Here is a 20,390-nt window from a genome sequence, read left to right as displayed (position 1 = left end):
GCACGCGCGGGACAGAACGGGCGCTACCGGTAGGCCCGCACGGCGCCGCCCCTCGCCTGGGCGTCGAGCTCCAGGACCGTGCCGTCGGGCGTCACGTACACCGTGCCCGCCGTGAGCACCGGACCGCCGGTGGCGGCCGGCAGGGCCGCGACCGGGGTGGCGCGGCCCGTGCCCGGGTCGAGCGCGAGGAGCTGGCGGGTGCCCGAGGTGGAGACGGCGTGCACCCGGTCGTCCCCGGCCGCGGCGGTGGCGAGCACGGCGGAGCGGTGGGTCCACAGCTTCGCCCCGGTGACGGTGTCGAACCCGACGATCTCGCCGCCCTGGGCGGACTGGGCGGGGGCGACGAGCACGTCCCCGACGAGCCGGGCGGAGCGGTCGGCCGCCGTGTCGTTGCCGGGCAGGACCTCGGTGTCGCCCACGGCGAGCTTGCGGCTCCGCCCGGAGGGGGAGAAGACCCGGACGCTGTCCTCGGCCGCCGTGTGGACGGAGGCGATCAGCGGCGCGCCGGAGAAGACGTGGGCCAGGTCGGCCTGGGAGTCCTGGGCGCCGGTCCAGAGGACCCGGCCGGTCCTGCCGTCGTACGCGGTGAGGGTGAAGCGGTCCTTGGTGTCGGCGCAGTAGTCGTCGACCAGCACGATCCCGGACGCGCCCCAGGGGTGGACGCCGCAGTAGTGGCCGCGGGCCCGGAAGCCCCAGACGCGGCGGCCGGTGCGGACGTCCAGGCCGCCGAGGAAGTTCTTGTTGACGACCGTGGCGACACCGCCCTGGAGGAACGTCCCGGCGGGCATCGCCGTGGGGTGCCCTGCGTCGACCAGCGGGACGCTCCAGCGGATCCTCCCGGTGGCCGCGTCGACGCCGGCCAGCCAGGTGCAGGAGTCGCCGTCCTTGCCGAAGGCGACCGTGCCGAGGCCCTGCGCGGTGGGCGCCGGGGACATGGCGCAGGGGACGGTCCCCCACTTCGCGGGGTCCAGCCGGGGTGCGGCGTGCCACACCTCGCGGCCGCCGGCCAGGTCGTAGGCCCTGAGGCCGCCGCGGGTGCTCGCCCGTACCAGCAGTCTTCCGGTGAGCCAGCTCCCCACCAGCTCGTCGCCCGGAGCGGGCGCGGGCACCTGCCACGCCCGCGTGAGCCGCTTCGACGCGGTGGGGGCGGCCTCCTCCCGGTGCAGCAGGACGGCGGCGGCCCCGCCCGCGGCGGCGAGGACGGCGAGGACGAGCGCGATCACGCCGGCCCGCCCGCGCCTGCCCCGCGGCTGCGGCTGCGGGTCGGCGACGGACTCCGGGAAGGGCTCGTCGAACGCCTCGGCGAAGGTCTCCTCGAAGGGCGGGGCGTCGAGGACGGCGGCGGGTGCCGCCGGATGCGGGGAGGGGTACGCCGGAGACGGGGACGGCTGCCACGGTTCCGCGTCGCCGGGGGTGCGCGGGGGACGCGGGCCGGGCACGGACTCCCCCGGGCGGCCGGGGACGGGACCGGCCGTGCGGTACCGGCGGGCGTCCTCCGCCTGCGCGGCGGGGTCCTCGCGGTGCGGGGCGGCGTCCTGACGGCGGGGGGCTTCCTGACGGCGGGCGGGGTCCTCGCGGTGCAGGGCGGCGTCCTCGCGGTGCGGGGCGGCGTCCTGACGGCGAGCAGGGCTCTCGCGGAGGACGCCGCCCCGGGCGGCGTCCTCCTCGGGCCTCCGGGGACCGCCCTCCGTACGGCGGGGCGCGTCGTCCCCGTTCCGGGACGCGGCGCCGCCGGGCGGGGCGGCGCCGCGCCGGGGAGCGTCCCCGGGCGGCGGGACGGGGGGCCGGGGGCCCTCCTCGTGCGGCGGCCGCCCCTCGGGCGGCCCGGGGTACGGGCGCGGCTCGGCCCCGGCCGGTCTGCGCGGCCTGAAGGCCCAGCCCGTGTCCTCCTCCGGAGCGTCCTGGCCCGGCGACGGTCCCGTCGTCATCCCCGCACTTCCCGTCCTGCTCCGTCCTCCGCGTGCGGCGGCCCCGGCCGCCTCGACGCGCCATCGTAAGGGGCATGGAGGCCGGGCCCGCGCCCGGCCGTGCCCGCTGCGGGCCTCAGCCCTTCCCGAAGGGGTGGCCGAAGCCGTGCCGGGCCGCCTCGACGCGGAAGGCGGCCCCGGCGCCCACCGAGGTGTCGATCCGCCAGTCCATGAGCTGACGGCTGCCGGGCCAGGACTTGCGCTGGTCGTACCAGACCAGTCCGATGACGCCCGCCCGCTCGGCGCCCCGGAACAGGTCGCGGACCTGGTCCGGCTTGCGGCTGCTCTCCGCCACCCCGGTCTCCGCGATCAGCACCGGCTTTCCGGAGAAGCGCGCGATCTCCCGCAGGGTGGGGGTGAACAGGCTGGAGAAGGCGGTGCCGTCGATGGGCCCGTAGTAGCCGATGACGCCGACCCAGTCGACGTAGGCGTCCCCGGGGTAGTACGGGCGCAGCCGGGCGGTGGTGCCCGTGTCGACCACGTGCGGGCTCCACACCCAGACCACGTTGGTGACGCCGGCGCTGCGGAAGACGTCGTGGACGTGCCGCCACGCCGCGACGAAGTCGGCGGGCCGGGCGTGGCCGGGCCCCCAGGAGTTCCACGGGCCGTTCATCTCCCCGGCGAAGGAGAGGGCGAGCGGCCCGCGGTAGGCGGCGACCTGACGGGCCAGCTGCCGGATGTAGGCGTCGTCGTAGCCCCCGGCGATGTCGGCGAGGGGGGTGGTGGAGGGCACCAGCGAGAGCATCGGGAGCTGCCCGCGGCTCCACAGGAAGGCGTTGCCCTCCGGGTCGAAGTCGTCCCCCCAGGAGCTGTAGTACTGGCGGATGTCGGGGGCGCGTCCCGCCTGCTCCGTGAAGGTCTTCACGATGCCGTACTGCCAGGGGGTCTTGTCGTCGACGACCCCCAGCATCCGGCCGGACGGGCGGAGCAGGGACGAGACGTCGAAGCGCGCGGCCGGGGCGGAGGCGCCGCCCGCGGCCTTCCCGGCGTCGCCGGAGGCCCCCTTCCCGCCGCCGTTGCGGGCCAGGAGCAGGGCGGCGGCCACCGCGAGCAGCACCGCGAGCACCACGGAGGCCACGAGGGGACGGCCGAAGCGGACAGGTCTGGCCATGCGCGGGGGTTCCGATCGGGCAGGTGACGTGGTTCCGGCCCAGGATCCTATGAGACCCGGTCGCGCTTACCGTATTTTCGTATCGATACGGTCACACACGAGGGATGGAGCCGACAAATCGCACATCCGGCCCCTCATGGAACCCGTCCGTGGACTATTTTTCGACAGCCACCTGTGTCCGTGGCGACTTGATCGAGGAAAGCCCGAGGCCCCAGGTGCCCAGCGCCCCCGCGGAGGTCGACGCCTCCCCCGTCTTCGTGGACCGGACAGGCCGACGCGGCCGGCGTCTGCGCGGTCTCGGCTGGGTCGTCGGCGTCGTCTGCGTCGGTTTCGCCGTGGCCATGATCGCCGGTCTCGTCGGGGTCCAGTCGCAGGCGCCGTCCTTCGCCGTCCCGGACACCGCGAACACCACCCCGCCCAGCCAGTACGTGAACGCCCCGCTGCCCTCACCGCCCCGGGGGACGCGGCCGCGGCCCGGCAGGGTCCCGGCCGGGGGTCCCGGACCGGCCGCCGGCCCGGCCGGAGCCGCAGGGGGGGCCACCGGGGGCTCCGGCACCCTCGCGGGCGCCGGAGCCGGGACCACGACCGGGACCACGACCGGCGCGGGGACCGCCGCCGGCACCGGGACCGCCACCACCGCAGGGACCACGGCCGGAACGGCCGCCGGCGGGTCGGCCGGAGCCCCGGCCGGGGGCGGGACCGCGGCGGGAGGCTCCGCCGGGACCGCCCACGCGGCCGGCGGCGGCGCGGCCGGCGGCACCACGACCGGAACGGTCCGCACCCCCCGAGGGGGAGCCGCGGGCGGCACCACCACGACCACGAACCCCGGTGCGGCGCCCTCCGCCGCCGTACCGCCCCAGAACCCCTAGCACGCCCGACGACCAGGAAGTCCATGCCCCGTCACCAACGCCCCCGGCAGTCCGTCCTGCGGCCGCGGCGGCTCGCCGCGCCCCCGCTGCGCTTCTTCCTGCCGGTGACCCTGCTGGTGACCCTGCTCGCCCTGATGGTGCTCCGGGGCATGGAGAACAACGAGGTCTTCCACGACGAGCGCATCGCGCCCTCGGTGGACAAGGGCACCGTGCCGCGCAGCGTGCTGGAGGGCGGCCCGATCGTGGACGCCCGCGGGGACCGGAACGACAAGCCGGTCAGCTACTCGATCCCCGACAGGACCGTCGTCCTCAGCTTCGATGACGGCCCGTCCTCCAGGTGGACGCCGAAGATCCTGGAGGTGCTGGAGGCCCAGCACGTCCACGCCGACTTCTTCGTCACCGGCTCGATGGTCACCCGCAACCCCGCGCTGATCCGCCGGATCGTGGCCGGCGGCCATGAGATCGGCCTGCACACCTACACCCACCCCGACCTCGCCCTGCAGTCCGGCACGCGCCTCACCTGGGAGCTCGGCGAGACCCAGCTCGCCCTGGCGGGTGTCGCCGGCATCCACTCCAGCCTGTTCCGGCCGCCCTACTCCTCCACCGTCGACGCGCTCGACGACTGGTCCTGGCCGGTGACCAGGGAGGTGGGGTCGGACGGCTACCTGGCCGCCTTCATCGACAAGGACACCGACGACTGGAAGCGCCCCGGCGTCAACGCCATCGTCAGGGCCGCCCTTCCGGAGCTGGCCGGGCAGGGCGAGATGATCCTGCTCCACGACGCGGGCGGCGACCGGTCCCAGACCCTGGCCGCGCTCCCCGTCATCATCGAGCGGCTCAAGGCGGACGGCTACACCTTCAAGACGATCGGCGAGGCGCTCGGCACCGGTTCCGCGAACGCCCCCGTCACCGGCTACAACCTGTGGGCCGGCAAGGCGTTCCTGTGGTGCACCACCTTCTCCGTCCGGCTGATGCCGTGGCTGGTCGCGCTGCTCGCGGTCGTCGGCGTCCTGGTCTTCGCGCGCTTCGCCCTGATGCTGGTGCTCTCCCTCCTGCACGTGCGGCGCACCCGGAAGCCGGGCTTCTCGTGGGGCGACCCGGTCACCGAACCGGTCACCGTGGTCGTCCCCGCCTACAACGAGCAGGAGTGCATCACCAACACCCTGCTCTCGCTGGCCCGGAGCGACCACCCCATCGAGGTGATCGTGGTCGACGACGGGTCGACCGACGACACCTCCGCCATCGTGGAGGAGCTCGGCCTGCCGATGGTCCGGCTGATCCGCCAGCCCAACAGCGGCAAGCCCACCGCGCTCAACACCGGCGTGGCCGCGGCCTCGAACGAGCTGATCGTGATGATGGACGGCGACACGGTCTTCGAGCCCTCCACCGTCCGCGAACTGGTGCAGCCCTTCGCCGACCCGCGCATCGGCGCGGTGGCGGGCAACGCCAAGGTCGGCAACCGGGACACCCTGATCGGCGCCTGGCAGCACATCGAGTACGTCATGGGCTTCAACCTGGACCGCCGGATGTACGACGTGCTCGGCTGCATGCCGACCATCCCCGGCGCCGTCGGCGGCTTCCGCCGCACGGCGCTGGACCAGGTGGGCGGCATGAGCGACGAGACGCTCGCCGAGGACACCGACGTGACCATGGCCCTGCACCGGGCCGGCTGGAAGATCGTCTACGCCGAGGACGCCCGCGCCTGGACCGAGGCGCCCGGCAGCATGAGCCAGCTCTGGTCCCAGCGCTACCGGTGGAGCTACGGCACCATGCAGGCGATGTGGAAGCACCGGCACGCGGCCCTGGAACGCGGCCCCGCCGGCCGCTTCGGCCGGGTCGGACTGCCCTTCGTCGCCCTCTTCATGGTGCTCACGCCGCTGCTCGCCCCCGCCATCGACATCGCCATGGTCTACGGCGTGGCCTTCGTCGACCCCTACAAGAGCCTGGGCGCCTGGTTCGCGGTCCTGGCCCTGCAGGGCTTCTGCGCCTGGTGGTCCTTCCACCTGGACCGGGAGAAGCCCTGGCACCTGGTCACCCTTCCCGTGCAGCAGGTGGTCTACCGGGTGCTCATGTACATGGTCCTGCTGCAGTCCTGGATCACCGCCCTGACCGGAGGCCGCCTGCGCTGGCAGAAACTGCGGCGCACCGGCGAGGTGGGGCTCGACGTCACCACGGGGGCGATGCCGTCATGACCACTGCGGAAACCGGTGCACCGCGCCTCGAGGACTCCTCGGAGACCCTGGCCCTGCGGATACCCCCGGCCCCCGCCCCCCGGGGCGCCCAGGATCCGTCCGAGACCCTGGCCCTGCGCATACCCCCGGCCCCCGCCCCCCGGGGCGCCCAGGATCCGTCCGAGACCCTGGCCCTGCGCATACCCCCGCCCCCTGCCCCCCGCAGTGCCCAGGACCCCTCCGAGACCCTGGCCCTGCGGGTGGCCGACCTCGCCGCGATCCCGGTCCAGCGCCCTCCGCAGGAGGCCGGGGAGAGCGCGGAGGCCGCAGAGGCCGCGGAGGCCGCAGAGGCCGCGGAGGCCGCGGAGGCCGCGGACACCGGACAGGCCGGGGAGGGGCCCGCCGACGGGTCTGCGGCGCCCCGGCCGAAGGCCGGCCGCGACCGCTACCTGGACCTGCTGCGGGCCCTGGCCCTGGTCCGCGTGGTCATCTACCACAACTTCGGCTGGACCTGGCTGCCGCTGCTCTTCCCCTCCATGGGCGTGATGTTCGCGCTGGCCGGCTCGCTGATGGCACGGTCCCTCAGCCGGCCGGCCCTGGGCGTCATCCGGGGGCGGCTGCGCCGCCTGCTCCCCCCGATGTGGATGTTCGGTGCGGTCACGCTGACCGCGATGGTCCTCGACGGCTGGGGCCCGGACGCCGAGGGCCACCCCGGCTGGTGGTGGGGCAAGCTCGCCTTCTGGATCCTGCCGCTGAGCACCCCTCCCTACGCGGACTCCCTGCACGGCTTCGGCGGCCACCTGCCCTCCAGCTGGGCGGAGCAGGTCGTGGTGCCGCTGTGGTACCTGCGCGCGTACCTCTGGTACGTGCTGCTGTCGCCGCTCATGCTGAAGGCCGTGCGCCGGCTCCCCTGGGTGACCCTCCTGGTGCCGCTGGCGCTGTCGGCCGTCCTCAACTCCGGCCTGGTCGACCAGTCCGGCCGGCTGATGGAGACCGCGACCGACTTCACCACCTTCGGCGCCTGCTGGATCCTCGGCATGGCCCACCACGAGGGGCTGCTCAGCCGCATCCCCCAGTACGTCGTGCCCTCGGTCGCGCCGCTGGTCCTCGCCCTCGGCTTCTGGTGGCTGCAGCAGTCGCCGATGGACGACCCCCGGGTGGGCCCCGACCTGGAGGCGGTGCCGCTGGCGCAGGCCATCTGGTCCTTCGGCTGCGTGATGCTGCTGCTCCACCTGAGCCCCTCGTGGCAGGAGTGGCCCCGGCCGCTGGAACGGTTCAGCGGACTGGTGAGCCTGCTCAACTCCCGCGCGGTCAGCGTCTACCTGTGGCACTGCGTCGCGCTGGTGCTGACCGAGCCGCTGATCGAGCCGCTGTGGAACAACGAGTTCTGCTACACGCACCTGCGCTGGCTGCTGTCGAGCCAGTGGTTCCCGCTGCTGGTCGCCGTTCCGCTGATCCTGGCGGGGCTGCTGCTCTTCGGCTGGGTCGAGGACGTGGCGGCCAGGCGCAGCCCCCGGCTGCTCCCCTACCCGCGGCGGGCCAGGGGCCGGCGGCGGGGCTGAGACCCGGCGCGGAGGGACGGCGCGGAGGGACGGGAGCGGGCGGGGACGGCGGTCCCGGCCCCCCTGCCGGGCCTGCGGGAGAGCAGGCCCGGGGAGGACCGGGGCAGCACGAGGACCGGGCCAGCACGAGGACCGGTCAGGGGCAGGCCATGCCTGCGGCGGACCGGGCCTGCGGCGGACCGGACGGGAGGGGGCGACGGGCGGGGCGACGGGCGGGGCGACGGGCGGGCCCTACAGCAGGCCGAGGTCGCCGAGTTCCTTGTACAGGTCGGCCCGGGGGCCGTCGGCGCGCGCCGGCGGGCCGCTGCGGCCGGCCGGACCGGCCCCCGGGCCCGTCGTCCCGCCCTCGGACCCGCCGGACCCGCCGGACCTGTCGGACCCGCCGGCCGCGGCCGCGCGCGGGCGCCGGGTGCGGAGGACCCAGGCCCCCAGCACCCCGCCGGCCAGCCCCCCGAGGTGCCCGAGCCAGCTGACCCCCGGCGTCCCCGGCACGGCCACGGTGAGGAGGTAGGCGAACGAGGCCGCCATGACGACGCCGACCAGCGTGTCGACCAGGTGCCGGTCGAAGAGCCCGCGGACCACGACGTAGCCGAAGTACCCGAAGACCAGGCCGCTGGCGCCGACCGTGTCGACACCCCCGCGCTCGAAGAGCCAGACCGCCAGCCCGCTGGTCAGCGTGACCAGCAGGGTCAGGCCGGCGAAGCGGGCGACCCCGCGGTAGGCGGCGAGGAAGCCGAAGACGAACAGCGGCCCGGAGTTGCTCTCGATGTGGGCCCAGCTCCAGTGCAGGAAGGGGGCGGCGAGGACGTCGGGCAGCCTTCCGAGCTCACCGGGGACCACCCCGTGGTCGCGGGAGAGGGCGTAGTCCCCCTGCCAGTTCGCCAGCTGCACCAGCCAGACGGCAGCCAGGAGGGCGAACATCACGAAGAACGCCTTCCGGGCCTCCGCGACCATCAGGTCCGCACCGCCCGGTCCGGTACCCGCCGACTCCTGGACCCGCTCGCCCACGGCACCCGCCCCTCCCTCGACGGGACCGCGCCCCGCCACCGTGCACTCTAGACGAACGGGCCCCGGGGGATCAGCCGTCGGGCACACCCGCCCGGGGCGGTCCGCGGCGGCTCACGCCGGGGCCGGCAGCCGGTCCGGCCCGGCCAGCTGCTCCAGCACCCGCTCCACGGAGTCGCGCCGGGCGGGGAGCAGCGGCAGGCGGACGTCCGGCGTGGGGATGCGGCCCTGCGCGTGCAGGACGCCCTTGACCACGGTGGGGTTGGGTTCGCGGAAGACGGCGGCCGACGGCCGGGCCAGGGCGTGCCCGAGGTCCCGGGCCCGCGCGGGGTCGTCCCGGCGCCAGGCCGCCGCCAGTTCCACGAACCGGCCGGTGGCCAGGTGGGCGGAGGCGAGGATGCCGCCCGCCGCGCCGAGGGCCAGCAGCGGGGACAGGTACAGGTCGTCCCCGGCCAGGACCGCGAAGTCCGGCGGGAGGTCGCCGAGCAGGTCCACGGCGTCCCGGTCGACGGCGCGCGTCGCCAGCTTGACGCCCCGGACGCCGGGGATGCGGCCCAGGGCGCGCAGGGCGGAGGCGTCGAGGTCCTGCCCGGTGCGGTAGGGGATGTGGTGGACGACCAGGGGCAGCGGGCTCTCCTCGGCCAGCCGCGAGAAGTGGGCGAGGACGCCGGCCGGGGAGGGCCGGGTGAAGGCGGGCACGGGCACCAGCGCGGCGGTGGCCTCCGGCCGGCGTGCGAGCCCGGCGAGGGCGCGTCCTGCGGCCCGGGTGTCGCTGCCCCCGACCCCCACCGTCAGGGGTGCGCCGTGCTCCCGGCAGACGCGGGCGCAGACGTCGACGACCGCGGCCCTCTCCCCCGCGTCGAGCGTGGCGGCCTCGGCGGTCGTGCCCAGGGCGACGATGCCGTCGGCGCCCGCGTCGAGCACGGCGTGGGCGAGGCCTTCGAGGGCGTCCTCCGCGACCCGCCCTCCGGCGGTGAAGGGGGTGACGAGCGGGAGGTGGATCCCCTGCAGGGGTGCGTGTCGGTCCATGGGGACGAGGGTGGCCGGGGGCGATCGTGCAGGTCCAGTTCGCTTTTCCGATGCCGAGCGTAAGCTGGGCCGATGCTCGACGTGCGCCGCCTGCGCCTGCTGCGGGAACTGTCCCTCCGCGGCACCATCGCCGCGGTCGCCGAGGCGCTCGCGTTCACGCCGTCGGCGGTCTCCCAGCAGCTCAGCGCCCTCGAACGCGAGGCGGGGGTCCCACTGCTGGAGCGGACGGGGCGGCGAGTCGTCCTCACCCCGGCGGGACGGAACCTGGTCCGCCACGCGGAGGCGGTCCTCGAACGGCTGGAGCAGGCCGCCGCGGAGCTGGTCGAGGCGCGCGGCGGACCGTCCGGCCCCGTGCGGATCGGCGCCTTCCCCACCGCGGCCAGGGCGGTGGTGCCCGCCGCGCTGGCCTCCCTCGCGCGCCGACACCCGGGACTGGAGCCCATGGTCCGGGAGATCGACCCGGCGGAGGTCGCCGACGCCCTGCGCGCGGGCGAGCTGGACGTGGCGCTGGTCCACGCCTACGACCTGGTGCCGTCGCCCGCCGAACCGGGCCTGTCGACCGAGCCGCTCTGCACCGAGTCCATGTACCTGGCGTCGCCGTACCCGGAGTCGTCGTACCCGGCGTCGCCGGCGCCCGTGCCGGGAGGGGCCGCCGACGGGCCGGTGGTCGGGCGCTTCGCGGACTCGCCGTGGATCACGGCGACCCCGGGGACGCTGTGCCACACGATGACCCTCCGGGCGTGCGGGGCCGCCGGGTTCACCCCGCGGGTCCGGCACCAGGTGGACGGGTTCGCGACGGTCCTGGCCCTCGTCGCGGCGGGCCAGGGCGTCGCCGTCGTCCCGCAGCTCGGCACGGCGGACCCGCCGCCGGGGGTGGTGCTGACCCGGCTGCCGTTCCGCAGGCGGACCCTGACCGCCTTCCGGAGCGGTGCCGCCCGGCACCCCGCCGTCGCCGCGGTCACCGCCGCCCTGCGCGCGGCCGTCCCGAAGGAGCTGGCCGACCCGCGGTGAGCGGCGGCGCATGCCGCCGGTGCCCGCGGACCGGGTGTCCGCGGGCGGTGGCCCCGGAGGGCTTCGGGCCGTCGTGAAGCGCCCGGGGACCGGCACCGGGTCCTCGGGGCTGCGGGTCCGTGGACCCGTCGGTCTAGAGCACGGTCATCCTCGCGTACGGACTCATGATCCTTTTCTGGACCGAGCCGAAGTCGACGAGCACCGCGATCTCGTTCTCGACGCCGACGACCCGGCCGAGGCCGTACTCGTCGTGGGTGACACGGTCACCCACGGCGAAGTGCTTGGGCGTCGGGGCGACCGGGCGCGGAAAGGGGCTTGTGGGCAGATGGCGTACCGCTGGCTTCCTCATCACTCCCCAGTATGCGCCCCACGGCCCCTCCTCCGCCGCCCCATGCGTCCGCCGGTTGCCGGACCGCGCGCGGGAGCGGGCCCCCGGGCGGCCGGTACGAGGCCGACCGGTCCGGCCGGGGGAGCCGCGGCGCGGGCGCCCTCCCCCGGGCGCGTCCCCGCACCCCGGAGCGGACGGCGGGACGGCGCGGCGGCGGCGGACGGCGGCCCGGCGGACGCGGCCGGCTTGACCTGGAGTGCACTCCAATCCTTAGCGTGGCAGGCATGACCACACCACAGCACCCCATCGGGTCCGGGTTCGGAGCGCGGAGCACCGCGGCCGACGTCCTGCGGGGCATCGACCTCACCGGGAAGCTCGCGGTCGTCACCGGCGGGTACTCCGGCCTCGGGCTGGAGACGACACGCGCGTTGGCCGGCGCGGGCGCGCACGTCGTCGTACCGGCCCGCAGGCCGGAGGCCGCCGAGAAGGAGCTGGCCGGGATCGGCGGCGTGGAGGTCGACGCGCTCGACCTCGGCGACCTCGACAGCGTCCGCGCCTTCGCCGAGCGCTTCCTCGCCTCGGACCGCGCCGTCGACGTCCTGATCGGCAGCGCCGCGGTCATGGCCTGCCCGGAGACCCGGGTCGGCCCCGGCTGGGAGGCGCAGTTCGCCGTCAACCACCTCGGGCACTACGCACTCGTCAACCGCCTGTGGCCGGCCGTCGCCCGGGGCCGGGGCCGCGTCGTCTCGGTCTCCTCGCGCGGCCACCACAACTCGCCCGTCCGCTGGGACGACGTCCACTTCGAGCGCGGCTACGACAAGTGGCAGGCCTACGGCCAGGCCAAGACCGCCAACGCGCTCTTCGCGCTCCACCTCGACCGGCTCGGCCGGGAGCAGGGCGTGCGGGCCTTCTCGCTGCACCCCGGCGGCATCCTCACCCCGCTCCAGCGCCACCTCGCCCGGGAGGAGATGGTCGCCGCGGGGTGGATCGACGAGGACGGCAACCAGCTGAACCCCGCCTTCAAGACACCGGAGCAGGGCGCGGCGACGCAGGTCTGGGCGGCGACCTCCCCTCGGCTGGACGGCATGGGCGGCGTGTACTGCGAGGACTGCGACATCGCCGCGCCGGCGGCCGAGGGCGACACCACGCACGGCGTGCGGGACTACGCGGCCGACCCGGAGCAGGCCGCCCGGCTGTGGGAGTACTCGGCGGAGCTCACCGGCGTGGACGCCTTCGCGTAGACCGGCCGGGGGTGCCGCCCGGTCCGGGCGGCACCCCCCGGGTACCTTCGCCGGGAGGCCCGGTACGGGCCGCGCGGAAGGGGCCGGGGAGGCGGACGTGACGGGTTTCGCGGGGTTCACGGCGTGGGTCGCCGGACGGCTGGGCCTGCCGGGGCAGGAGGCGGCGGAGACGGAGGGCGGCGTTCCGCGGCGCGAGCTGTTCCTCCGGGACGGGCTCGGTGCCGACGCGTCCGCGGCCGTCCACCGGGAGGCCCTGCGCGTGCTGCGCGACGATCTCGACGCGCTCTGGCTCGACGCCCTCAGCGACGGGCCCTGGCCCGCAGAGGTCCTGCCCTTCGTCGAACGGGCCCTGCGCCTCGGCGGCGGCCGGGAGACGGCGATCGACCTGGACGTCCACGACGACGTGCAGGTCGAGGTGGCGGCGGCTCTGGCGCCGTACAGCATCGCCGTGGAGGGGTGGGGCGCCGGCCGGCAGGCCCTGTACGAGGCGCACGACACCGGCACCGGCCTGTGCGTCTCCCTCACCGCCGCGCAGGAGGCCGGTCTCGCGGCCCGGCTCGCGGAGCTGGGTGCGGCGGGCGCACTGATCCCCCGGGGCTGAGCCCCCGTCCGCGCCGCGGAGCACGGCCGGTCCGGGCCGGTCAGCGGTGTGCGGCGAAGGCCTCGGTGACGGCGGCGCGGTCCGCGCCGGCCGCGAGGAGCAGCCGCAGCAGCACGCGGGCCTTGTACGGGTCGAGGAACCCGCCGTCGACCAGGCCGCGCCGCCGCAGGTCCGTCTCGGAGCCGACGGCGCCGTAGGTGTTCCGCAGCACGGAGCCGCCGCCGGTGCGGGAGGTCAGGACGACCGGGACCCGCTCGGCCAGGGCGCCGAGCACGGGCGCGAGGGCGGAGGGGACGTGGCCCGCGCCGAAGCCGGCGACGACGAGGCCGCGGTGGGTCCGCGGGAGGTCCGCGAGGAGCGCCCCGTCGTCGTCGAGGGCGGCGGTGTACAGGGCCACCCGGGCGGCGTCGAGGGCCGCCCGGTCGGCCGGAACCGGCAGCGGGGCGCGGCGCGGCGGCCGGGCCAGGATGCGCACCCGGTCCTCGACGACGTGGCCGACCGGTCCGGTGTCGGGGGACGCGAACGCCGCGGTGCCCGTGCTGCGGGCCTTGCGGACCCGACGTGCGGCGTGGACCTCGTCGTTGAGGACGACGAGCGCGCCGAGGCCGCGGGCCTCGGGCGCGAGGGCGGTGCGGGCGGCGGCGAGGAGGTTGGCGGGGCCGTCCGGTCCGGCGAGGGTCGGGTTGCGCATCGCCCCGGTGAGGACGAGCGGCTCCGCGTGCGGCCAGACGAGGTCGGCGAGGAACGCCGTCTCCTCCAGGGTGTCGGTGCCCTGGGTGACGACGACGCCGGGCGCCCCCGCCTCCACCGCCCGGGACGCCTCGCCGACGAGGTCGAGGATCTGGCCGAAGGTCAGGTCGGCGCTGGGGACGGCGCGGGTGTCGTGCACGTCCGGCGGGGCGCCGAGATCGGCCAGACCCGGGACCGCCGCCGTCAGCTGGGCGCCGGTCAGCCGTCTGACGCGCCCTCCGCTGTGGCCGGCCATGGCGATCGTCCCGCCCAGGGTGAACAGTGCGACGCCCATGGCCCGAGCCCTCCCGTCCGCGGTCGGCCGCCGGGCTGCCCCGCCACGGCGGCGGCCACTGTACGCGGAACCGGGACGGAGGCCGGGAGCGGGGGCCGGGGCGGGGGTCGGAGCCGCGCAGGGGAGTGGGACCAGGGGACGCGGCGGGGAGGCCGGGGGCGGCGGGGCCCGGGGGCCGTCCGTCAGAGGGCCGCCGTCGCACCCGTGGCGAGGGAGCGTTCGGCGGCGGCGAGGACCTCGACCACGCGCAGGCCGAAGGCGGCGTCGCAGGCATGGGGCGTGCCGGTGGCCGCGGCCTCCCGCAGGGCGTCCACGGCCCGGTGGAGGGCGGCGGCGGCCCCGTCGCCTCCTGCGGGGAGCACGGCGGTACCGGACTCGCCGCGCAGCTCGACGGCGGTGCCAGCCGCCGCGGACGGGACGGTGAGGCTGAGCGCGGCCGTGGAGGACGCGCCGGAGCGGTGGCGGCAGACCAGGTGGACGGTGTCGCCCGCGCCGCGGACGGCGGTCACCGCGGCCACGTCGCCGAGGACCGGCAGCAGGACGGAGAGGGCGTGCGGGCCGACGTCCCACAGGGCGCCCCGCTCGCGGCGCCAGGGCGAGGCGGCGAAGGGGCTGCCGGTGGTGAAGACGGCGCCGAGCCAGTCCGCCCGGCCGGTGGACCAGCCGCCGACGGCGGCCTGCTCGGCGATCCAGGCGGCCTGCCGCGCCTCGAAGCGGGTGGTGAAGAAGACCACGGAGGCGGCGGCGGTCGCGGCCGCCGCGTCCGCGACCTGCCGGGCCGCCTCGGGCGCCAGCGCGAGGGGCTTGTCCAGCAGCAGGTGGCAGCCGGCCGCGGCGGCCCGCACGGCGAGCCGGGACTGCACGTCGGGCGGGAGCGCGACCGCGACGGCGTCGACCTCGGCGAGGAGGGCGCCGGGGTCGTCGTAGGGGCGGGCGCCGAAGCGCCCGGCGAGTTCGGCGGCCGCCTCCGGGCGGCGGCCCCACACCCCGGCGAACTCGACCCCCGGATGGGCGGCCAGCACCGGCGCGTGCACCGCCGTGGCCCACGGCCCGGTCCCCAGCAGTCCGAATCGCACGTCCCACCCCTTCCGCGTCCCCGCACACCCTGCGCATCCGGCAGGGCGGCCCGGCGGTCCGTCCGCACCGTCGACGACCGACGCCGCCGGCGCCGCCCGTCGGCCGCACCGCCCGCCCGTCCGGCCGGAGCGCGCCGGGCGACCGCCCGCCCCTCCCTGTCCTGCCCCGCCGCCGGGCGGCCAACCGCCGCACCGCCGGGCCGCCCGTCGGCCCGTCCGCTCACCCGTTCGCGCCGCGCCGCCGCGCAGACGGCCGCGGGTGCGGGTTGAATGGGATCACCATCACCGACGTCCGGGGGTGAGGCAGACGAGCGCGAATCCCGACCCCCGCAGCGACGGCCTGAGCCTGGTCGGCTGCGCGGCGGTCCTGGTGCTCGACGGCCGGGGGACGGTCCTCACCTGCACGGCGGAGGTGGAGCAGCTGACCGGCAGTCCGGCCGCCGGGGTCTGCGGACGTCCGGCGGCGGAGCTGCTGGCGCACCCGGAGGACTGGCCGCAGGGGCTGCCGCCGCCGAACGGAGGCAGGGCGGTGCTGCGCCGCGCAGCGGGCGGCACCGTGGAGGTCTGCCTGGAGGTGCTGCCGCTGGGCGGGGAGACGGCCGCCCGCCACCTGGTCCGGCTGGTTCCAGCCGTGGAGGCGGACCGGTGCGGGCAGGACAACGCCCTGGTCCGCGCCCTGTTCACCCAGACCCGTGTCTGCCTGGCGATCCACGACCGGGAGCTGCGGACCGTGCGGGTGAACAACCCGTCGATGGCGCTCGGCCTGTCCGTGGGCGCGGACGGCTGCCCGGACGGCGGCGCGGACCGGGCGGTGTCCGGCCTGGAGGAGGCGCTGCTGCCGGGGGACGCGGCGGCGGTGCGGGAGCAGCTGCGGAAGGTCGCGGAGACCGGCGTGCCGCTCGTGGACTGGGTGCACTCGGCCCGCCGCCTGGAGGCGCCGCGGGTGGAGCGCACCGTGTCGCTGTCCGCGTTCCGGCTGGAGGACGCGGGCGGCGGGTTCGCAGGCGTGGCCGTCGCCTTCACCGACGTCACCGAGCAGGAGCGGACCCGGCAGCAGCTGGCGCTGGTCGCCGCGGCGGCGAAGCGGCTGGAGAGCACGCTGGACGTGGTCCGCTGCGCGGAGCAGCTGGCCGAGGTGATGGTGCCCGACTTCGCCGACCTGGCGGCGGTGGACCTCACCGAGGCGGTGCTGGTGGGCGAGGAGCCCGGCCGGTTCGGCCCCGGCTCGCTGCTGCGGCGGGTGGCGGTGGCCGCCGCGGACGGGCGGTGGCCGGAGGAGCTGTACCCGCGGGACGCGGCCGTCCTGCTGCGGGACCGGGACTGCCGGTGGCTGCGCCCCGACACGACCGGGCTCTTCGCCGACGTGGCGGAGGTGCGCGGGCCGCAGGACGGGGGCGGCGGCGCGGACGGGGCGGCAGGGGCGGCAGGGGCGGTGGGGGCCGGCGGAGCAGCGGGGGCCGGCAGGGAGCCGGGCTGCGCGGCGCTGCCGCACGACGCGACCTCCATGCTGACGGTGCCGCTGAACGCGCGCGGCCTGGCGCTCGGCAGCCTGCTGCTCTGGCGCACCGGGGACCGGGTGCCGTTCCGTCCGGACGACGCGGTGCTCGGCGAGGAGATCGGCTCGCGGGCGGCGCTCGGCATGGACAGCGCCCGCCGGTACACCCGGGAGCACCGCACCGCGGAGGCGCTGCAGCGCAGCCTGCTGCCGCGCGCAGTGGTGGAGGTGAGCGCGGCGGAGACCGTCGGCCAGTACGTGCCGGCCGCCACCGCGGCGGGCATCGGCGGGAGCTGGTTCGACGTGGTGGCGCTCTCCTCGGCGCGGATCGCGCTGGTGGTGGGCGACGTGGTGGGGCACGGGCTGGAGGCGACCGCGGCCACCGGGCGGCTGCGGACGGCCGTGCAGACGCTCTCCGACCTGGACATGGCGCCGGAGGAGCTGCTGTCCCACCTGGACGACCTGGTGGTGCAGCTGACGGCGGGCGACGCGGACGGGAGCGGGGCGGACGGGGAGGACGGGGGCCGGGGCGGCGGGGTGTACGGCTCGACCTGCCTGTACGCGGTGTACGACCCCGTCACGGGGCACTGCTCGATGGCGAGCGCGGGGCACCCGCCGCCGGTGGTGGCCCTGCCGGGCCGTCCCGCCGGCCCGGCGGAGCTGGTGCCCGGTCCGGCGCTGGGGGTGGGCGGGGAGCCGTTCGAGCAGCTGGAGCTGGATCTGGCGCCGGGCAGCGTGCTCGCCCTCTTCACCGACAAGCTGCTGGCGGACCCTGCGGAGGGCGCGGAGGAGCGGCTGCGGCGGCTGTGCGCCCGGGTGGGGTCGGCGGTGCACCCGCCCGCCTCGCCGGCGGAGGTGGGGCGGTGCGTCCTGGAGGAGCTGCTGCCGGAGCCGCCCGCGCAGGACCTGGCGCTGCTGGTGAGCCGGGTGCGGGCGCTGCCGGCGGGGGCGACGGCGGCGTGGGAGTTCCCCGGCGAGCCGTCGGCGGTGGCGCAGGCGCGGGAGCTGGTGACGGCGCAGCTCGCCGTGTGGGGCCTGGAGGAGCTGGCGTTCACCACCGAGCTGATCGCCAGCGAGCTGGTGACCAACTCGATCCGGTACGCGGGCGCCCCGGTGGGGCTGCGGCTGATCCGGGACAGGGTGCTGGTCTGCGAGGTCTCCGACCCCAGCCAGACGCAGCCGCGGCTGCGGCACGCGCGGCTGACCGACGAGGGCGGCCGCGGCCTGTTCCTGATCGCGCAGCTCGCCCACCGCTGGGGCAGCCGGTACACCCGCTCCGGGAAGACCATCTGGACCGAGCAGCAGCTGCCGCCGGTGTGATCCCCGGGCCCGCATGGCGGGGTCCGGTACCGGCGCGCACGATGGGAGGTGGGGCTGCATCGGGACCGGACCGAGACCGGGAGGCCGGAGGACATGAGTACGGCGAAGGAGATCATGCACCGGGGCGCCCAGTGCGTGAGCGAGCACGAGACCCTCGACGCCGCGGCGCGGATGATGCGCGAGCTGGGCGTGGGGGCGCTGCCGATCTGCGGCGACGACGACCGGCTCAAGGGGATCGTCACCGACCGCGACATCGTGGTGAAGTGCCTGGCGGAGGGCGGGGACCCGGCGGTGATGACCGCCGGCGAGCTGGCCGAGGGCCGCCCGCTGGTGATCCGCGACGACGACGACGCGGACCAGGTGCTCCGGGTCATGGAGCAGCACCGCGTGCGGCGGCTGCCGGTGATCGACCACGAGGACCACCGCCTGATCGGCATCATCAGCGAGGCGGACGTGGCGCGGAACCTGCCGCGGGACAAGGTGGCGGAGTTCGTCACCTCCGTGTACGCCTGAGCCCCCGTGCGGGGCCCGGCGCGCATGCGGCACGCCCGGCGCGCACGCGGCCGGCGGCGCCCCCCCCGGGGGGGGTGCGCCGCCGGCCGCGTGCGGGTCACGGCAGCTGCGGCAGGCCCTCCCAGAGCGGGCCGGTGACGCGGGCGTAGGTGTCCCGCCAGTGCGGCCAGCGGCGCACGGCGTCGTCGTCGCACTGCTCCAGCAGCCGGTCGGCGGCGGCCCGCGGCACCCCGTCCAGCAGCCACGCCAGGACGTCGGCGGTGCCCGGGCCGCCCGCCCCGCGGACGCGGTGCAGCACCTCCGGCAGGCCGCCCGCCGCGGGGTCGCCGGCGAGGGCCCCGCGCATCGCGGGCAGGACCTGGACCTCCTCGATCCGCAGGTGGTTCCGGAGCCCGGCGGCGAACACCTCGACCGCCTGCGCCGCGCTCCAGGTGCCGCGCCCGGTGAGCACGGCGTCCAGCACGGCGGCGGTGGTGGCGGCGGCGCCCTGCTCCAAGGCGTGGTGGTCGGCCTCCAGCCAGTTGACGAGCAGCCGCAGCTCGGGCGCCCTGGTGCGCAGCGCGGGCCACAGGCGGGTGTCCTGGTAGGTGTGGTAGCACTCCAGGATGCCGGTGAGGAGGCGCCAGTGGCGGAGGGCGGCGTCGGCGCGGGCGCCGTCGTCGGGTCCGAGGGCGCGGAGCACGGCGGGCAGGCGCAGCAGGTCCCGGCGCAGGGCGGCGTGCACGAGGAGGAGGCCGGCGAAGGGGGCGGCGGCCGGGGCGGTCCGGCCGGTCCGGGGGCCGCGTCCGCCGGGGGCCCCGGGGGCGTCGGGGGCGTCGGGGGCTCCCGGGACGTCGGGGGTTCCCGGGACGTGGGGGGCTCTCGGACCGTGGGGGGCTCTCGGGCCGCTCGGGGAGGCCGCGTTCGGGGCGGGCATGCTGCTCACTTCCGGTTCGCCGGGTCCGCTGCGGGGCCGCTGCGGTCTGCCGGGCTCCAGGGTGGCGGCTGCGGATAAGCATGCGATGCCGGGCGGATGAACGCGCACGTCGGAGGGGTGCCCCGGTGCGGCCGTACGGGGGCCGCACGCCGGCTGCCGCTTGCCCGCGGGGGCGGCGGGTAGGCGGCCGGGTGCACGATCGTCGAGAACGGCAGGAGGCCCGCGATGGGCGGCATCGGAGACTGGGCGGACCGCGCGCGCAAGCTGGCCGAGGAGCACCCCGACCAGGTGGACAGGGCGGCCGACCGGGCGGAGGAGTTCGCCGACGAGCGGACCGGCCATACGTACGACGAGCAGATCGAGCGGGGCGTGGACGAGGTCCAGCGGCGGCTCGGCGCCGGACGGGACGCCCGGCCGGCGGCCGGGCCCGGCGCGGAGGGCGCCGGCACGGAGGACGGCCGGTAGCCGCAGGACGGGCGGCGGCACGGCCGCGGCCCCGCTCCGCACCCGGTCGCACCGGGTGCGGAGCGGGGCCGTTCCGTGTCCCGCCGTCCGCGCCCGCTCGGGCGCGGACCGGACGGCGGGACGCCGGGGTGGCGGCATGCCGGGGTGGGGCGGGGTGCCGCCGGGTCGTGCGGGGGTCAGGGGCGCCAGGTGTCGTTGAGCACGACCTGGCCGCTGCTGGGCACGGTCGCGGTGCGGTTGGAGCCGCTCTCCCAGGTGACGGCGCCGGAGGCGTCCTTGCGGATGTACTTGTACTGGAAGGTGGTCCCGGCGGGCAGGGCCACGTCCAGCTTCCACACCGGGTAGGCCGCGGACGAGAGCGGCAGGGCCTTGGCGGTGTCCCAGCCGCCCAGGGCGGCGTTGTCCCCCGCCACGAAGATGTTCTGGCCGTAGGTGGTGGCGGCGTTGACCGCGAACGACGCCCCGGTGGCGGAGCTGGTGGAGGAGGCGGTCGGGGTCGGGGTGGGGCTCGCCGTGGCGCCGCCCGAGGCGCCGACGTACAGGGCGACGGCGTCGTTGGCGCCCACGGTGGCCGTGAACCTGCCGTCGGCCCCCACCGTGTAGGTGGTGCCGGTGCAGCCGCCGCCCGCGGTGGGGTCGCCGTGCTGGACGTCGCAGTAGGTGCCGGCGGGCAGCGAGGTCTGGAA

The 20,390-nt window shown here is 76.9% G+C and carries 18 protein-coding genes; 9 read left to right on the top strand and 9 right to left on the bottom strand.

Going from position 1 to position 20,390, the window contains the following annotated elements; all coding sequences use genetic code 11:
• Positions 1 to 23: 23 nt before the first annotated feature.
• Together ACFY07_RS02855 and ACFY07_RS02850 are read right to left on the bottom strand one after the other, a co-directional pair.
• Positions 24 to 1,928, bottom strand: a complete 1,905-nt coding sequence (locus ACFY07_RS02855; protein ID WP_390867088.1) for a PQQ-binding-like beta-propeller repeat protein — start codon at positions 1,926 to 1,928, stop codon at positions 24 to 26.
• 115 nt (positions 1,929 to 2,043) lie between these two features.
• A complete protein-coding gene (locus ACFY07_RS02850) occupies positions 2,044 to 3,078 on the bottom strand; it encodes a glycoside hydrolase family 26 protein (protein ID WP_390867087.1) in 1,035 nt (344 codons plus the stop codon).
• Positions 3,079 to 3,266: 188 nt separating this feature from the next.
• Between ACFY07_RS02850 and ACFY07_RS02845 the strand changes: the two genes are divergently transcribed.
• The 3 genes from ACFY07_RS02845 to ACFY07_RS02835 are packed head-to-tail and all read left to right on the top strand — an operon-like array spanning position 3,267 to position 7,680.
• Positions 3,267 to 3,947 (top strand): hypothetical protein, encoded by a 681-nt coding sequence (locus ACFY07_RS02845; protein WP_390867086.1) that lies wholly within the window; start codon positions 3,267 to 3,269, stop codon positions 3,945 to 3,947.
• Between the two features lie 23 nt (positions 3,948 to 3,970).
• The gene (locus ACFY07_RS02840) at positions 3,971 to 6,139 is read left to right on the top strand and encodes a bifunctional polysaccharide deacetylase/glycosyltransferase family 2 protein (RefSeq protein ID WP_390867085.1); all 2,169 of its coding nucleotides are present in this window, start codon (positions 3,971 to 3,973) and stop codon (positions 6,137 to 6,139) included.
• Positions 6,136 to 7,680, top strand: a complete 1,545-nt coding sequence (locus ACFY07_RS02835; protein ID WP_390867084.1) for an acyltransferase family protein — start codon at positions 6,136 to 6,138, stop codon at positions 7,678 to 7,680. The genes ACFY07_RS02840 and ACFY07_RS02835 overlap by 4 nt, the downstream gene beginning before the upstream one ends.
• A gap of 231 nt (positions 7,681 to 7,911) precedes the next feature.
• Here the strand turns inward: ACFY07_RS02835 and ACFY07_RS02830 are convergent, their stop codons facing one another.
• Both ACFY07_RS02830 and ACFY07_RS02825 read right to left on the bottom strand, forming a co-directional pair.
• Positions 7,912 to 8,688: a rhomboid family intramembrane serine protease gene (locus ACFY07_RS02830; protein ID WP_390867083.1), complete on the bottom strand. Its 777-nt coding sequence runs from the start codon at positions 8,686 to 8,688 to the stop codon at positions 7,912 to 7,914.
• A gap of 111 nt (positions 8,689 to 8,799) precedes the next feature.
• The gene (locus ACFY07_RS02825; RefSeq protein WP_390867082.1) at positions 8,800 to 9,714 is read right to left on the bottom strand and encodes a dihydrodipicolinate synthase family protein; all 915 of its coding nucleotides are present in this window, start codon (positions 9,712 to 9,714) and stop codon (positions 8,800 to 8,802) included.
• A 72-nt stretch (positions 9,715 to 9,786) separates the two neighbouring features.
• On the opposite strand from ACFY07_RS02825, the gene ACFY07_RS02820 reads away from it, so the two are divergent.
• Positions 9,787 to 10,725 (top strand): LysR substrate-binding domain-containing protein, encoded by a 939-nt coding sequence (locus tag ACFY07_RS02820; protein ID WP_390867080.1) that lies wholly within the window; start codon positions 9,787 to 9,789, stop codon positions 10,723 to 10,725.
• A 133-nt stretch (positions 10,726 to 10,858) separates the two neighbouring features.
• Here ACFY07_RS02820 and ACFY07_RS02815 read toward each other — a convergent pair whose 3' ends face one another.
• A complete protein-coding gene (locus tag ACFY07_RS02815; RefSeq protein ID WP_230648387.1) occupies positions 10,859 to 11,074 on the bottom strand; it encodes a hypothetical protein in 216 nt (71 codons plus the stop codon).
• A 263-nt stretch (positions 11,075 to 11,337) separates the two neighbouring features.
• On the opposite strand from ACFY07_RS02815, the gene ACFY07_RS02810 reads away from it, so the two are divergent.
• Together ACFY07_RS02810 and ACFY07_RS02805 are read left to right on the top strand one after the other, a co-directional pair.
• Positions 11,338 to 12,294 (top strand): SDR family NAD(P)-dependent oxidoreductase, encoded by a 957-nt coding sequence (locus tag ACFY07_RS02810; RefSeq protein WP_390867079.1) that lies wholly within the window; start codon positions 11,338 to 11,340, stop codon positions 12,292 to 12,294.
• A gap of 97 nt (positions 12,295 to 12,391) precedes the next feature.
• Complete coding sequence (locus ACFY07_RS02805; protein ID WP_390867078.1) at positions 12,392 to 12,895, top strand: hypothetical protein; 504 nt, start codon at positions 12,392 to 12,394, stop codon at positions 12,893 to 12,895.
• A gap of 40 nt (positions 12,896 to 12,935) precedes the next feature.
• Here ACFY07_RS02805 and ACFY07_RS02800 read toward each other — a convergent pair whose 3' ends face one another.
• Positions 12,936 to 13,919 carry an asparaginase gene (locus ACFY07_RS02800; protein WP_390867076.1) on the bottom strand — a complete coding sequence of 328 codons (984 nt, stop codon included), beginning with the start codon at positions 13,917 to 13,919 and terminating at the stop codon, positions 12,936 to 12,938.
• A 182-nt stretch (positions 13,920 to 14,101) separates the two neighbouring features.
• Positions 14,102 to 14,995 carry a Gfo/Idh/MocA family protein gene (locus tag ACFY07_RS02795; RefSeq protein WP_390867075.1) on the bottom strand — a complete coding sequence of 298 codons (894 nt, stop codon included), beginning with the start codon at positions 14,993 to 14,995 and terminating at the stop codon, positions 14,102 to 14,104.
• A 298-nt stretch (positions 14,996 to 15,293) separates the two neighbouring features.
• Between ACFY07_RS02795 and ACFY07_RS02790 the strand changes: the two genes are divergently transcribed.
• Positions 15,294 to 17,810 (top strand): SpoIIE family protein phosphatase, encoded by a 2,517-nt coding sequence (locus tag ACFY07_RS02790; protein ID WP_390867073.1) that lies wholly within the window; start codon positions 15,294 to 15,296, stop codon positions 17,808 to 17,810.
• Positions 17,811 to 17,903: 93 nt separating this feature from the next.
• Entirely contained in the window at positions 17,904 to 18,323 is a 420-nt protein-coding gene (locus ACFY07_RS02785; protein ID WP_230648315.1) for a CBS domain-containing protein, read from the top strand.
• 97 nt (positions 18,324 to 18,420) lie between these two features.
• Here the strand turns inward: ACFY07_RS02785 and ACFY07_RS02780 are convergent, their stop codons facing one another.
• On the bottom strand, positions 18,421 to 19,239 hold the full coding sequence (locus tag ACFY07_RS02780) for a hemerythrin domain-containing protein (RefSeq protein WP_390867072.1): 819 nt from the start codon (positions 19,237 to 19,239) through the stop codon (positions 18,421 to 18,423).
• Positions 19,240 to 19,464: 225 nt separating this feature from the next.
• On the opposite strand from ACFY07_RS02780, the gene ACFY07_RS02775 reads away from it, so the two are divergent.
• On the top strand, positions 19,465 to 19,704 hold the full coding sequence (locus ACFY07_RS02775; protein ID WP_390867071.1) for an antitoxin: 240 nt from the start codon (positions 19,465 to 19,467) through the stop codon (positions 19,702 to 19,704).
• A gap of 176 nt (positions 19,705 to 19,880) precedes the next feature.
• Here the strand turns inward: ACFY07_RS02775 and ACFY07_RS02770 are convergent.
• Positions 19,881 to 20,390 (bottom strand): carbohydrate-binding module family 20 domain-containing protein (locus ACFY07_RS02770; RefSeq protein WP_390867070.1); only part of this gene is annotated, 510 nt, incomplete at its 5' end.

Origin of the sequence: Streptomyces sp. NPDC001380, from assembly GCF_042895785.1 — a bacterium.
GTDB lineage: Bacteria > Actinomycetota > Actinomycetes > Streptomycetales > Streptomycetaceae > Peterkaempfera.
This window is presented reverse-complemented; position numbering and strand designations above follow the sequence as displayed.

Bases quoted from the DNA above. Each gene is read 5' to 3' on its own strand.
- ACFY07_RS02840 (WP_390867085.1), top strand. From the start codon at position 3,971: ATGCCCCGTCACCAACGCCCCCGGCAGTCCGTCCTGCGGCCGCGGCGG.
- ACFY07_RS02820 (WP_390867080.1), top strand. From the start codon at position 9,787: ATGCTCGACGTGCGCCGCCTGCGCCTGCTGCGGGAACTGTCCCTCCGC.
- ACFY07_RS02815 (WP_230648387.1), bottom strand. From the start codon at position 11,074: ATGAGGAAGCCAGCGGTACGCCATCTGCCCACAAGCCCCTTTCCGCGC.
- ACFY07_RS02785 (WP_230648315.1), top strand. From the start codon at position 17,904: ATGAGTACGGCGAAGGAGATCATGCACCGGGGCGCCCAGTGCGTGAGC.
- ACFY07_RS02810 (WP_390867079.1), top strand. From the start codon at position 11,338: ATGACCACACCACAGCACCCCATCGGGTCCGGGTTCGGAGCGCGGAGC.
- ACFY07_RS02825 (WP_390867082.1), bottom strand. From the start codon at position 9,714: ATGGACCGACACGCACCCCTGCAGGGGATCCACCTCCCGCTCGTCACC.
- ACFY07_RS02855 (WP_390867088.1), bottom strand. From the start codon at position 1,928: ATGACGACGGGACCGTCGCCGGGCCAGGACGCTCCGGAGGAGGACACG.
- ACFY07_RS02800 (WP_390867076.1), bottom strand. From the start codon at position 13,919: ATGGGCGTCGCACTGTTCACCCTGGGCGGGACGATCGCCATGGCCGGC.
- ACFY07_RS02835 (WP_390867084.1), top strand. From the start codon at position 6,136: ATGACCACTGCGGAAACCGGTGCACCGCGCCTCGAGGACTCCTCGGAG.
- ACFY07_RS02775 (WP_390867071.1), top strand. From the start codon at position 19,465: ATGGGCGGCATCGGAGACTGGGCGGACCGCGCGCGCAAGCTGGCCGAG.
- ACFY07_RS02850 (WP_390867087.1), bottom strand. From the start codon at position 3,078: ATGGCCAGACCTGTCCGCTTCGGCCGTCCCCTCGTGGCCTCCGTGGTG.
- ACFY07_RS02780 (WP_390867072.1), bottom strand. From the start codon at position 19,239: ATGCCCGCCCCGAACGCGGCCTCCCCGAGCGGCCCGAGAGCCCCCCAC.